Consider the following 12,048-nt stretch of genomic DNA (forward strand, 5'->3'; position numbering starts at 1 on the left):
ACCTGTAAAGAAACTCTCCTTACAGGTTTTGTTTTATTTAATTAAATGCTTTTTAGTTGCCACTTACACGCTCAATTTTAGCGCCGATAGCTCTTAAACGTTCATCGATGTTTTCATAACCTCTATCAATCTGTTCGATATTGTGTATGGTAGACGTTCCTTTGGCCGATAAAGCCGCAATCAATAAAGATACCCCTGCTCTAATATCTGGAGACGTCATGGTTGTGGCTTTTAAGGTCGATTTAAAATCATGCCCGATTACGGTTGCTCTGTGCGGATCGCAAAGAATGATCTTAGCTCCCATATCGATTAATTTATCCACAAAGAATAAACGGCTTTCAAACATTTTCTGGTGAATCAATACACTTCCTCGTGCTTGGGTAGCCACTACCAAAATAATACTCAATAAATCTGGTGTAAACCCAGGCCAAGGTGCATCAGAAACCGTTAGGATAGACCCATCAATATAATTCTGGATTTCATAGCCATCCTCATGCTTTGGTATATGGATATCGTCGCCTTGACGCTCTACAGTAATACCCAGTTTACGAAATACATTTGGGATCAATCCCAAATCATCCCAACTTACATTGGTGATGGTCAATTCACTTTTGGTCATGGCAGCCAAACCTATCCAGCTCCCAATTTCAATCATATCCGGAAGCATTCTGTGTTCGGTACCTCCCAATTGGTCCACGCCTTCAATAGTAAGCATATTGGAACCAACTCCTGTAATCTTTGCCCCCATTCTATTCAACATCTTGCAAAGTTGTTGCAAATAAGGTTCACAGGCGGCATTATAGATAGTGGTTGTGCCTTCTGCCAAAACCGCAGCCATAACAATATTGGCTGTTCCTGTTACCGAAGCTTCATCCAAAAGCATATAAGTCCCTTTCAACTTTTCTGCTTCAACCCCATAAAAATGGTCTTCACGGTTGTAACGGAATTTAGCTCCTAGATTGATAAACCCTTCAAAGTGCGTATCCAATCTACGACGACCAATTTTGTCTCCTCCCGGCTTTGGAATATATCCTTTCCCAAATCTTGCCAAAAGCGGCCCTACAATCATGATAGATCCTCTTAAGCCTTTTCCGTCTTCCTTAAATTCGGCAGACTCCAAATAGGCCATATTCACCTCATCGGCTTTAAAAGTGTAGGATCCTTTTCCTATTTTATTGATTTTCACCCCAAGTTTCCCCAACAAATCAATAAGTTTGTTGACGTCTACAATATCCGGAATGTTATGTATGGTGATTTCTTCTGCAGTAAGCAATACTGCGCATAGAATTTGTAAAGCTTCGTTTTTCGCTCCCTGAGGCTGAATTTTACCTTTTAACTGGTGGCCTCCTTCAATTACAAATGTACTCATTAAGTTTAGTAACGTTTTCTGTTTCGGTTGGAATTGTTATTACTCTTTTTGTGATGTGTTTTTTTACTGCTTGATGCAAATTTCTTTTTACTGCGCATCAAACTTGTAGAATCTGATAAATCTTCATCACTTTCCCTTAGGTTGATTTTACCTCCAGACAATTCGTAGAGATGACCAAAAATAACATCGTCTTCAACCGTATCCTTGTTCCAATTCAAGAAACATTTTTTCATGTGGTTTGCAATGGTATAGATCAAAGCTTCCTTAAGCTCCCCATCTTCCCAAGTATTGGCCACATCTATCATGGTTTTGATATTGTTCCCGTAAAACCTGTATTTGGGATGGTTTTGGGGATATTCCAAAGGTTCTGGACGCGACTGCAGTTCTTCCCTAGAAGGTTTTTCATAAGGAGAGTCTACATCAAGGTCGAAATTGGCCATGATGAACAGTTGGTCCCAAAGTTTATGTTGAAAATCCGGCACGTCTCTTAAATGAGGCTGCAAGTTCCCCATCACCGAAATTATGGCCTTGGCCACTTTATTGCGTTCTTCCTTTTCTGGGATAGCTTTTGCGTAATTAATCATTTTTTGCAAGTGCCTCCCATATTCGGGAATGATTAAATGTTCACGCTCTGTATTGTATTCTAAATCGTCTATCAAAATAAATTATTGAGGTATTTACAATAGTGCACGTAGTTTGGTCGCACTCTTGCGCAAAATACAAAAAAATTGATTAGTCCACGAAATTAAACAAGGGGAAATTTCTCCCGTATCACTTCAAGCAAGCTTGTACAACTATTTTGAACGAATTGGTCTCGCTACTGTGAACAAACCTTAATGGACTTCCTATAAACTAATAACCCCCTCTACCTTGGCAGCCACCTCTTTATACTTTGCAATTACGGCGTCTGGATCTTGCATGTTCACATTTACGGAAACACTGGTATATTTTCCGTTTTTGGATTCGGTAGTGTTGATTACAGCCCCCATATTGTTGAACAAAGATTCAATGGTGGCTATTTTTGAAGCATCGCTAGGAACGATAAATTTATATAGATATATAGAAGGCCAAGATGCCGTATCGTATAATTGAGATCTTAGTTTTTTATAGAATTCTTCTGGATTTCCTTGTATGCTCATCGTCAATTTTTAATAGGCAAATATACGGTTTCCTTTGTATTAATCACACCCTATTCTTTCATTAACACCGATATTTGTTGACTGGAAACCTTATTCCCTAAATGGGAATTTAGGCCTATAATTGGTAATCTTTATTTAAATTCCGAATTTTACGGCATAAATTCCGTGAATTGAACACTAAAAGAATCGTAATAACAGGAGGTCCCGGTACCGGAAAATCGTCCATTATAGATGAACTGAAACAACGCGGCTACAATTGTTTTGATGAAATTTCACGTCAAGTAACTTTGGATGCCCGCAAAAATGGTATTGAACAACTGTTTTTGACCGAGCCTCTTAAGTTTAGTGAAATGCTTTTGGAAGGTCGGGTAAAACAGTTCTTGGATGCAAAGCACCAAGAAGAAAAGGCCGTGTTTTATGACCGTGGCATCCCAGATGTCCTGGCCTATATGGATTATATTGGCGACCAATATCCTGTTTCTTTTGTAGATATGTGTGAAAGACATACGTACAACCATGTGTTTGTATTGGCACCTTGGCAAGAGATTTTCCAAAGCGACAGCGAACGCTATGAAAATTTTGACCAAGCGGTTAACATTCATAAACATTTGGTGGCGACTTATGCTAGATATGGCTACCAATTGCACGATGTCCCGTTTGCCTCCGTCTCCAATAGAACCGATTTTATCCTAGGGTTATTAAATCTTTAGACATGCACCCTATACAAGTTTTAGAACGGTATTACAACCATACCTCCTTTAGACCACTGCAGGAGGAAATCATCAATGCGGTGCTTGAAAATGAAGACACCTTTGCCCTATTGCCAACTGGAGGGGGGAAATCGGTGTGCTTTCAAATTCCAGCTATTATCAAAAAAGGAATCTGTATTGTAGTGTCGCCCTTGGTGGCCCTTATGAAGGACCAAGTAAATAACCTTAACGAAAAAGGTATCAAAGCCATGGCCATCACCAGCGGCCTTAGTGCTGAACGATTAGATACACTTTTGGACAATTGCATTTACGGGAATTATAAATTCCTGTACTTGTCTCCGGAACGGCTTCAGCAAAGTTTGGTTCAGGACAGGATTCAACAAATGAATGTCAATCTTATAGCGGTAGATGAAGCCCATTGTATCTCGCAATGGGGAAACGACTTTAGACCTGCTTATAAAAATATTAATGTTTTAAGACGTCTACACCCTACCATGAACATGATTGCACTTACCGCAACGGCCAAACCCGATGTGGTAGAGGATATCATGAAGGAGCTCGACTTTATTTCACCTAAGGTATTCCGAGCCTCCTTTTACAGACCAAACATTGCCTATATTGTGGTTGAGGCTGAGGATAAGCTTTATAAACTGGAACAAATTCTGAAAAAGCATCAGGGCGCTTCTATTATCTACACCAGAAATAGAAAGTCTACGATTGAAATAAGTCAGTATCTGTCTCAAAAGGGCTTTGCAAGTACGTTTTTCCACGGTGGGCTTAACAGCGATGAAAAACAAGACCGCTTATATGCCTGGACCCACAACCAAACACCTATTATGGTGGCCACCACAGCTTTTGGTATGGGGATTGACAAACCGGATGTAAAAACGGTGATTCACATCAATTTGCCCGAAAGTTTGGAAAGCTACTACCAGGAAGCCGGTAGAGCTGGTAGAAATGAAAAAAAGGCCTTTGCCGTCATCTTAAAAAGTAAAGCGGACGAGCAACAACTACACAACCAGTTTTTAAAGACCTTACCGAGTATGGACTTCATCAAATTGGTTTACAGAAAGCTATGCAATTACTTTCAAGTATCTTATGGTGAAGGTGTGAACAGTGTGTATCAATTCAACTTTATAGATTTTTGTAAAGCCTATGAATTCAACACTACACTTGCTTATAATGTGTTGCAGTTGTTGGACCGAAACAGCGTGATATATCTATCACAACAATTCAACCAACAAAGCAAAGTGCAATTCATAATTAGCAACCAAGCACTTTTTCATTATTTGGACACTCATAGTGACTTGGCCATTATCGTAAAATCCATCCTAAGAACCTACGGAGGGATCTTTGAACATTTACTGAAAATAAATACGAAACTGGTTGCCAATAAAGCAAGTTTACCAGAAGCTACCATTATTAAAGCTCTGGAACAATTGCAAAAAGATGATATCATCACCTTTCAACATTCCAACACCGATTCTGAACTCACGTTTTTACAACCACGTGAAGATGACAAGACCATCAACCGAATTTCAAAGATCATCTTGCAACAACACAAATTAAGGCAAGATCAAATCACTTCGGTTATCAACTATACCAATAATGACAGCATTTGCAAAAGCGTCCAATTGCTCAAATATTTTGGAGAAGACGATGTTAAGGACTGTGGCATTTGTTCGGTATGTATTTCAAAAGAAAAACAAAAAAAGCCAGCAAATTCAGACCTTAAAAGCATTAAAAATGCCATTATTACCGCGTTGGAAAACGAACCTTTATCCTCTAGGGATTTAGCCAACCTGCTTCCCTACGAAGAGCATGAGCTTTTAAATGCTTTAAAACTCATGTTGGAACACCATATAATTAATATTACACCCACAAACACCTATAAATTAACACACACATGAAAAATTCCCCTCGCATAGTATTTATGGGCACACCAGATTTTGCTGTTGCCAACCTTGACGCCCTAGTTACTAAGGGTTATAATATTGTGGGCGTTATCACGGCTCCAGACAAACCAGCGGGTCGCGGTAGAAAGCTCAACCAATCGGCCGTAAAGACCTATGCCCTTTCCAAAGGCCTGAATGTTTTACAGCCAACCAATCTAAAATCGGAAGAATTTATTGAAGAATTAAAAGCTTTGGAAGCCGATTTGCAAATCGTGGTTGCTTTTAGAATGCTGCCAAAAGTGGTTTGGGACATGCCAAAATATGGCACTTTCAACCTTCACGCCTCCTTGTTACCAGATTACAGAGGTGCGGCCCCCATACATTGGGCTATTATTAATGGTGAAACCAAAACGGGTGTGACTACTTTCTTTATAGATGAAAAGATAGACACTGGTGCTGTAATTCTTCAAAAAGAAACAGCTATCGCTCCAGATGAAACTGTAGGGATGCTCCATGATCGACTGATGCATATGGGAAGTGAACTTATTATAGAAACTGTTGATCTTATCGCTGCAGAAAATGTGACTACTACTATTCAGCCCCAAAATGACGATTTAAAAACAGCCTACAAACTAGACAAGGACAATTGTAAAATAGATTGGAACCAACCTTTGGATAGCATTTACAATAAAATTAGAGGTTTGAATCCATTTCCATCTGCTTGGTGCTTTTTGGAAAATAATGGAGAAAGCTTAGCGGTAAAGATTTTTGCCATCGACAAAGAGAAAAGTTCACCTAATGATACTGTTGGTTCCATTCAAGTAGCAAAAGACCATTTAAAAGTTTCGGTTAAAGACGGTTACCTTCTTATTAAAGAAATTCAGCTTCCCGGAAAGCGCAAAATGGACGTCAAATCACTTTTGAACGGATTTCAGTTTTCAGAAGGGGCAAAAATGCTCTAAACCCTTGCTATTGCTGAAAAAATTGAAAACATCGACAAAATACACATCCTTTATTAACAAATCGTTAAAGTTATCAACAAATATTTGCATTTCCCTTGCTATTACTTGCGTGAATGGATTATCCGTATAAATTTGTAAGAGGATTTAACATAAAACGTTTAACCCAACTATTATTTAATAATTAAAAATTTAAATTTATGAACAAAACAGATTTAATCAATGGAATGGCAGAAAACGCAGGAATTTCTAAAGCAGCTGCCAAAAAAGCATTAGATTCATTATTAATTGATATCGAAGGAGCTTTGCAAAAAGGAAATAGAGTTTCTTTGGTAGGATTTGGTACTTGGTCAGTTTCTAAAAGATCTGCAAGAGAAGGAAGAAATCCACAAACAGGTAAAACTATCCAAATTAAAGCTAAAAACGTTGTGAAGTTTAAAGCTGGATCTGATTTATCGGACGCTATTAACTAAAAAAATAAGAACTAAAGAAAATTTCTTTTAGTCCTTTTATAACTTATACTTAAAAAACTCACTTTCAAAGTGAGTTTTTTTTTACGGGTATGTTGATAGTCAATCATTTTTGTTGGTTTTTAAAAAAAATAGTTTTAGATTTATGATAAATCATACTGCTATGATTACACTTCAACCCAAAAAAGGCCACTTGTTAGTGGCAGAACCATCGATTATTGGAGATATGTCTTTCAATAGGTCTGTGATTTTACTAGCCGACCATTCTGATGAAGGCTCCATTGGCTTTATATTGAACAAGCCACTCCCTTACACACTAGGTGACCTCATTACAGAAACCGACGCCAACATTAAGGTATTCAACGGCGGGCCTGTAGAGCAGGACAACCTGTACTTTATCCATAAGGTCCCGGAACTGATTCCGGACAGTATAGAAATATCTAATGGAATATATTGGGGAGGCAACTTTGAAGTTGCATTGGGACTTCTGAACAGCGGACAGTTAGCAAATTCGGATATCAGGTTTTTCCTGGGCTATTCTGGTTGGGAACCCAACCAATTGGACCGAGAACTACATTCCAATTCATGGGTGGTTTCTGAGAACATTTATAGAAATGAGCTTATCAGAAAAAGCGGAGACAGTTTTTGGAAGGAAAAAATGCTAGAATTTGGAGGCGAGTACTGCATATGGTCCAACGCCCCCGAAAATCCAAGCTACAATTAAGAGAGCCTGATTTTCACATTTAGCTTTTCAACCAAAAGACCCGCTATGGTAGTTCCAAAGGTTTTCTTCCTATACTTTGTTATAGGCTGGATACCTGTGATAACATTGGTCACAAAGAGTTCGTCTGCCTTTTGCAGTTCAAAAGGAGAAATGGACGCTTCGGAGAACTCATAGTCACCCATATTCAATAGCAATTCTATAATTTGTTTTCTCATCACACCCTTTAGACAGCCATCTTGTAATGGTGGGGATTTTATTTTGTCTCCTTTCACCAAAAACAAGTTTCCGTTTAGAGCTTCTACCACCTGTTTTTCCGTATTCATCAACAGACAGTTTTGCAATTGGTTTTCTTGGGCATAGATGCTTCCCAATACGTTAATGACCTTGTTATTGGTCTTTAAAGTACTCAACAAACCTGGAGCTACATAATAATCTTTAAACAAATCTACTTCATAGGCTTTATCCTGATGGATGCTATAAAACGGAGTCAATAAGGGCTCTGCCACGACATTATAATTAATGCTTTTATGCAAAGGTGTGTACTTCCCACCTTCTCCCCTATCTACAGTAAATCTGACTCTAGCAGTACCATTGGATAAATTGTTAGCCTGAACTGTTTTTAAAATTTCTTCCTGAAGATATTCCATGGTAAACTCCATAGGAATTTCCATTCGTAAAATACGCATAGAAGCCATTAACCTAAAATAGTGGTCTTCCAAAAATAGAATTTTACCATGCACCACTTTAAAGGTCTCAAAAAGCGCATCACCAAATTGGTAGCCTCTATTTTTGATTGACAGATTGAACTGCGTTTCTTCCTGAAGTGTTCCGTTTAAATTGATCATAAAAAAAGTCCCGATTAAAAATCGGGACAAATATATAACTTATATTACTGTTAGTCTAGGCGGAGCCTAAAACATGTTTCAAATCTGAAATTTGGTTCTCCCAAAGCATTTTGGCCTCATCCATTTCATCCTCATCTATAAAATCTGTAATGATCAAGGATACATCCTTAGTAATTTCATCTACCTGTATTTTTATCTCAAAAAAATAAGAGGCATCAACTGCATCGTCATTGAGCCATCTAAATTTTATACGCTCCCCGCTTTTTTTGCTCAGCATTTTTGCTTTCTCCTCACTATCGTCCCAAATAAAGGTAAAGATTTCCCCTCTGGAATTCACATTGTCTGCAAACCACTCGGACAAACCTGAAGGTGTTGATATATATTGGTATAACAATTGAGGCGAGGCGTGGATAGGAAATTCTATTTCTAACTTAATTTTTTCTTCCATATATAACATTATTATCTCGCTCAATATATACATTAATTGGTTAGTTTAAAACAAAAAAATAAAAAATAATTTAATGCATTTATATTTGCGGAAACTAAATTTGTTTATATATTTGCACCCGCGAAAGCAAAAAAGATGGCGAGATAGCTCAGTTGGTTAGAGCGTTGGATTCATAACCCAGAGGTCCCGAGTTCAAATCTCGGTCTCGCTACAACAAGCAATCATTTGCAAACGAGCGGTTTAGGCTTTACTAAACCGCTTTTTTTATGTTTACATCTGAACAGATTTTTGCTTTTGCATACGAAAGTGAATACGAAACTGCATACGATTTGTCCCAAAAAAAGAATTTTTCCAACCCAAAAATCTACACCGCAAAGGGCGATATTTCCAAACGTTGGTATGTGTATTTTTCATTTCGAGACCCGAAATCTGGAAAGCTAAAACGGATTACCCCCTTTTATGGAGAGACCAATAAATATAAAACCAAAGAAGAGCGCCTTGAAGTACTGACCATTTACAGAAAGACCATCCTGAAACTTCTTAAGAAGGGCTACAACCCTTTTGCGGACAATACGGAACTCTACCAAAAACTGAACGGCAAAAAGGAAGAGGAAACCAATCCTCCTGCAAAGATCGTAGTGGACAACACTCCCAAAACGGAAGAAGTATCATATGAAACGGAAGTTCCCGAGGTTGAAGTCCCCCAAACATCCCTTAGGGAAGCCTTTGACTTTTCACTGAACATGAAAAGGAAATTGCTCAGCAAAACAACCGTAAAGGGATACGAAGGCAGGGTTGATACGTTTCTGAAGTGGGTCGAAAACAATGCTCCCGAGGTAAAGAACATTGAACAGTTGAACAAAAAAGTGGTCTCCGCATTTCTAAACGACATGCTCACAAATACCAGTGCAAGGAACAGGAACAATTACCGGACGGATTTGAGCAGTCTTGTTCAGGTCTTGGAGGACAATGACATCATAGAATCAAATTTCATAAAGAAAATCACTGTTCTAAAGTCCACACCCGAGAGGAACAAGACCTATTCCAACGAAACCCAAGAGGCCATATTTGAATATCTGGAAGAGAAAGACCCCATACTCCTATTATATATCAAGTTTATCTCCTATAACTTTTTGAGACCGATCGAGGTCTGTAGGCTAAAGGTCAAGGACATCAATATAAACAATAGGACCATTCAGTTCAAGGCAAAGAACAGTCCATTGAAGACCAAGATAATCCCTGAGATTCTTTGGAACGAACTACCAGATCTCTCAAAAATGGACGGCGAGGCCGTACTGTTCACTCCCGATAGATTTGGCGGGGACTGGGATACGGCCTTGATCAACAAAAGGGACTATTTCTCAAAGCGGTTCAAAAAAGTGGTTAAGGACCATTTCAATTTGGGAACGGATTATGGACTCTACAGTTTCAGGCATACCTATATCACCAAACTCTACAGGGCATTGGTGAAGGAATCCTCTCCATTTGAAGCCAAAAGCAAGCTTATGCTCATAACTGGCCATTCCTCCATGGCGGCACTGGAGAAATATTTGAGGGATATCGATGCCGAACTGCCCGAAGATTATTCTGAAATGCTAAAACAAGCCAATGGATAGAACACCCCTACACGATTTCTATTTGGATCTCCTCAAGAATCTATGGATAGATTTTCTGTTCTTCATTCCGAACGATTCAATTTTGGCGGAGGAACTCCTGAAAATTGAAGCCCTAAAAGAAAAGGACTTCTTTGACAAAGCCCTGCTTTTCGACAACTATGCTGGCCCAATTGAACTGGACAGCAAACGGGACAGTGCCAAAATGATGTTGAAAGCAGGGACACTGGAAAAAAACTTTTTCCAACTGCTACACAAAAAAGGGGAATCGGAAGCACTTGAATTTGACTATGTGGCAAAAAAATATCTGGAACAGTTGGAGGCCATCTGTTATGTCACTGGTTGGCTCAATGACAACATGACCCAGTACCTCGATAATTTGAATGAAGCCACTCCCCTTTTCAGGCTACAGCATACAAATTACACCGAACATAGAAATCTCTTTGTCCAACACTTCTGCAAACCGAATTTCCAGGCCCAAAATGTCAAGCCGAATATAAAATCCATCATTGGAGATTCTTTTGATGAGCTCCAAAAATTAAACGATAACGGTTTTAGTTTTGAAGGAGTCCACAATCAAACCCCAAAAGAACCTTTGACCAATACCCCTCAAAAAATAAAGGCAAAAACAATTACTGACAAGCCCGTTAAAAAACAGCCGCTTATCAGCAATGAGGAAGCCGAAAGAAGTATTTTAAAAGGTATTTTTAGGTTGGACCTGTAAACTTTCTTACATTTATGCGTAAATTAAACGTTTAATTTACGCATAAATGAAGGAAACCGAAATTTGCCACTATTGTGGCGATGACTACATACCCAAAAGAAAAGGCCAACAAAAATTCTGTAGCAATTCCTGTAGAAGCCGTAATTGGCAACAGAAACAGGGAGTCCCTAATTTAACTCCAACAGCTAAAGAAACTGATCTAGCTCCGCCAAAGGAAGACCAAAAAACAAAAACAGAGCAAATGTCATGGGGTGGCGTGGCAAATAACATCGCAGGAAATATGGCCTATGACACAGTAAAGAAAATATTCACGCCTAAAGCAAGTGAACCTGCAACAAAAAAAGACATCGAGGACCTAAAAAACCTAATAACTAACAGATACCTTCCAGTTAACAATGTTCCAAAGGATCATATGGGAAGAACTGCATTTTATGATGTTCAAACGGGAAATGTGGTATTCTTTCTTACTTGACAAACAATACGGAGCATTGTTTTTCTCATAATATTCAATGCTCCATATATTCCTGCCATTTTACAAGCACATATTTGTCCTTTCCGTGTTCGCTCCTTTTCAAAAAACCAAACTCGAAAACGAACAGGTACACATCCCCCTTGCTGTTCTTCCAATAATGGGTGAAAAATTTTGGATTGAAGCCCTCTTCAAGCAACACTCCACATCTTACAGTGGATTTCCCTTCCCTATTGTAGAGCTTCAATATTTTTCTATTGTTGCGCAAGATACGTAACACATCATTGTAAAACTTTAGCTCCCCTTCCAAACTCTTTTTATAATGATAGGCACTTTTGCAATGGTCATTACAAAATTTCTTGTCGGAACGCCCTTTTAGTTTCTTCCTGCATTTCAAACATCTAACGGTTGGTTTCAACTTATCCATTTACAAACGTTTATAAGCGAATACAAATGTATCCTATACGTTTAACATACGACTAAGTTATTTATTTTCAGTAATATTATATTAACCAAACCAAAAATTATAGAAGTCAGAAAACATATCTCACTCAAGCACCTTTTGATTGACAACAAAAAGTACATTGGGCTCAAGTTCAGTTCGGACAAGGTTTTGAACAGCATGATAAAAGAACTGGACGGCATTGAATGGAGCTCAGATTTTGGAATGTATTACGTACAGA

14 protein-coding genes and 1 tRNA gene are annotated in these 12,048 nt (G+C 38.5%); 9 read left to right on the forward strand and 6 right to left on the reverse strand.

Features of this window, described 5'->3' with window-relative positions; genetic code table 11:
* Positions 1-52: 52 nt before the first annotated feature.
* The 3 genes from murA to ZA06_RS09805 all read right to left on the reverse strand — a co-directional run bounded on the left by murA (position 53) and on the right by ZA06_RS09805 (position 2,508).
* Positions 53-1,369 carry a UDP-N-acetylglucosamine 1-carboxyvinyltransferase gene (gene murA / locus ZA06_RS09795; protein WP_053977292.1) on the reverse strand — a complete coding sequence of 439 codons (1,317 nt, stop codon included), beginning with the start codon at positions 1,367-1,369 and terminating at the stop codon, positions 53-55.
* A gap of 5 nt (positions 1,370-1,374) precedes the next feature.
* Entirely contained in the window at positions 1,375-2,028 is a 654-nt protein-coding gene (locus ZA06_RS09800) for a DUF4290 domain-containing protein (RefSeq protein ID WP_053977293.1), read from the reverse strand.
* Between the two features lie 186 nt (positions 2,029-2,214).
* Positions 2,215-2,508: a DUF493 family protein gene (locus ZA06_RS09805; RefSeq protein WP_053977294.1), complete on the reverse strand. Its 294-nt coding sequence runs from the start codon at positions 2,506-2,508 to the stop codon at positions 2,215-2,217.
* A 170-nt stretch (positions 2,509-2,678) separates the two neighbouring features.
* On the opposite strand from ZA06_RS09805, the gene ZA06_RS09810 reads away from it, so the two are divergent.
* The 5 genes from ZA06_RS09810 (at position 2,679) to ZA06_RS09830 (ending at position 7,266) form a co-directional block, all read left to right on the forward strand.
* On the forward strand, positions 2,679-3,218 hold the full coding sequence (locus tag ZA06_RS09810) for an AAA family ATPase (RefSeq protein WP_053977295.1): 540 nt from the start codon (positions 2,679-2,681) through the stop codon (positions 3,216-3,218).
* Between the two features lie 2 nt (positions 3,219-3,220).
* Positions 3,221-5,128, forward strand: a complete 1,908-nt coding sequence (locus ZA06_RS09815) for a RecQ family ATP-dependent DNA helicase (RefSeq protein ID WP_053977296.1) — start codon at positions 3,221-3,223, stop codon at positions 5,126-5,128.
* On the forward strand, positions 5,125-6,075 hold the full coding sequence (gene fmt, locus ZA06_RS09820; protein WP_053977297.1) for a methionyl-tRNA formyltransferase: 951 nt from the start codon (positions 5,125-5,127) through the stop codon (positions 6,073-6,075). Before ZA06_RS09815 ends, fmt begins: the two co-directional genes overlap by 4 nt.
* Positions 6,076-6,272: 197 nt before the next feature.
* Positions 6,273-6,545, forward strand: a complete 273-nt coding sequence (locus tag ZA06_RS09825; RefSeq protein ID WP_053977298.1) for an HU family DNA-binding protein — start codon at positions 6,273-6,275, stop codon at positions 6,543-6,545.
* A gap of 160 nt (positions 6,546-6,705) precedes the next feature.
* Complete coding sequence (locus tag ZA06_RS09830; RefSeq protein WP_053977315.1) at positions 6,706-7,266, forward strand: YqgE/AlgH family protein; 561 nt, start codon at positions 6,706-6,708, stop codon at positions 7,264-7,266.
* On the opposite strand, the gene ZA06_RS09835 is transcribed toward ZA06_RS09830, so the two are convergent.
* Together ZA06_RS09835 and ZA06_RS09840 are read right to left on the reverse strand one after the other, a co-directional pair.
* The gene (locus ZA06_RS09835; protein WP_053977299.1) at positions 7,263-8,111 is read right to left on the reverse strand and encodes an aminotransferase class IV; all 849 of its coding nucleotides are present in this window, start codon (positions 8,109-8,111) and stop codon (positions 7,263-7,265) included. The genes ZA06_RS09830 and ZA06_RS09835 overlap by 4 nt on opposite strands.
* 55 nt (positions 8,112-8,166) lie before the next feature.
* Complete coding sequence (locus tag ZA06_RS09840) at positions 8,167-8,559, reverse strand: START-like domain-containing protein (protein WP_053977300.1); 393 nt, start codon at positions 8,557-8,559, stop codon at positions 8,167-8,169.
* Positions 8,560-8,696: 137 nt separating this feature from the next.
* Between ZA06_RS09840 and ZA06_RS09845 the strand changes: the two genes are divergently transcribed.
* From ZA06_RS09845 to ZA06_RS09860, 4 genes are all read left to right on the forward strand, one after another.
* Positions 8,697-8,770: transfer RNA gene (locus ZA06_RS09845), tRNA-Met, on the forward strand.
* 55 nt (positions 8,771-8,825) lie between these two features.
* On the forward strand, positions 8,826-10,175 hold the full coding sequence (locus ZA06_RS09850) for a tyrosine-type recombinase/integrase (RefSeq protein ID WP_053977301.1): 1,350 nt from the start codon (positions 8,826-8,828) through the stop codon (positions 10,173-10,175).
* Positions 10,168-10,896, forward strand: coding sequence for a hypothetical protein (locus ZA06_RS09855; protein WP_053977302.1), 729 nt, complete (start codon positions 10,168-10,170; stop codon positions 10,894-10,896). Before ZA06_RS09850 ends, ZA06_RS09855 begins: the two co-directional genes overlap by 8 nt.
* A 46-nt stretch (positions 10,897-10,942) precedes the next feature.
* Positions 10,943-11,368 (forward strand): hypothetical protein, encoded by a 426-nt coding sequence (locus tag ZA06_RS09860; protein WP_053977303.1) that lies wholly within the window; start codon positions 10,943-10,945, stop codon positions 11,366-11,368.
* 34 nt (positions 11,369-11,402) lie between these two features.
* Here the strand turns inward: ZA06_RS09860 and ZA06_RS09865 are convergent, their stop codons facing one another.
* A complete protein-coding gene (locus tag ZA06_RS09865) occupies positions 11,403-11,792 on the reverse strand; it encodes a hypothetical protein (RefSeq protein ID WP_053977304.1) in 390 nt (129 codons plus the stop codon).
* Between the last annotated feature and the right edge of the window lie 256 nt (positions 11,793-12,048).

Source organism: Mangrovimonas xylaniphaga, assembly GCF_001280435.1.
Classification (GTDB): domain Bacteria; phylum Bacteroidota; class Bacteroidia; order Flavobacteriales; family Flavobacteriaceae; genus Mangrovimonas_A; species Mangrovimonas_A xylaniphaga.

Coding starts and splice junctions, on each gene's coding strand:
- murA (WP_053977292.1), bottom strand. CDS start 1,369: ATGAGTACATTTGTAATTGAAGGAGGCCACCAGTTAAAAGGTAAAATT.
- ZA06_RS09805 (WP_053977294.1), bottom strand. CDS start 2,508: ATGAGCATACAAGGAAATCCAGAAGAATTCTATAAAAAACTAAGATCT.
- ZA06_RS09815 (WP_053977296.1), top strand. CDS start 3,221: ATGCACCCTATACAAGTTTTAGAACGGTATTACAACCATACCTCCTTT.
- fmt (WP_053977297.1), top strand. CDS start 5,125: ATGAAAAATTCCCCTCGCATAGTATTTATGGGCACACCAGATTTTGCT.
- ZA06_RS09825 (WP_053977298.1), top strand. CDS start 6,273: ATGAACAAAACAGATTTAATCAATGGAATGGCAGAAAACGCAGGAATT.
- ZA06_RS09830 (WP_053977315.1), top strand. CDS start 6,706: ATGATTACACTTCAACCCAAAAAAGGCCACTTGTTAGTGGCAGAACCA.
- ZA06_RS09835 (WP_053977299.1), bottom strand. CDS start 8,111: ATGATCAATTTAAACGGAACACTTCAGGAAGAAACGCAGTTCAATCTG.
- ZA06_RS09840 (WP_053977300.1), bottom strand. CDS start 8,559: ATGGAAGAAAAAATTAAGTTAGAAATAGAATTTCCTATCCACGCCTCG.
- ZA06_RS09850 (WP_053977301.1), top strand. CDS start 8,826: ATGTTTACATCTGAACAGATTTTTGCTTTTGCATACGAAAGTGAATAC.
- ZA06_RS09855 (WP_053977302.1), top strand. CDS start 10,168: ATGGATAGAACACCCCTACACGATTTCTATTTGGATCTCCTCAAGAAT.
- ZA06_RS09860 (WP_053977303.1), top strand. CDS start 10,943: ATGAAGGAAACCGAAATTTGCCACTATTGTGGCGATGACTACATACCC.
- ZA06_RS09865 (WP_053977304.1), bottom strand. CDS start 11,792: ATGGATAAGTTGAAACCAACCGTTAGATGTTTGAAATGCAGGAAGAAA.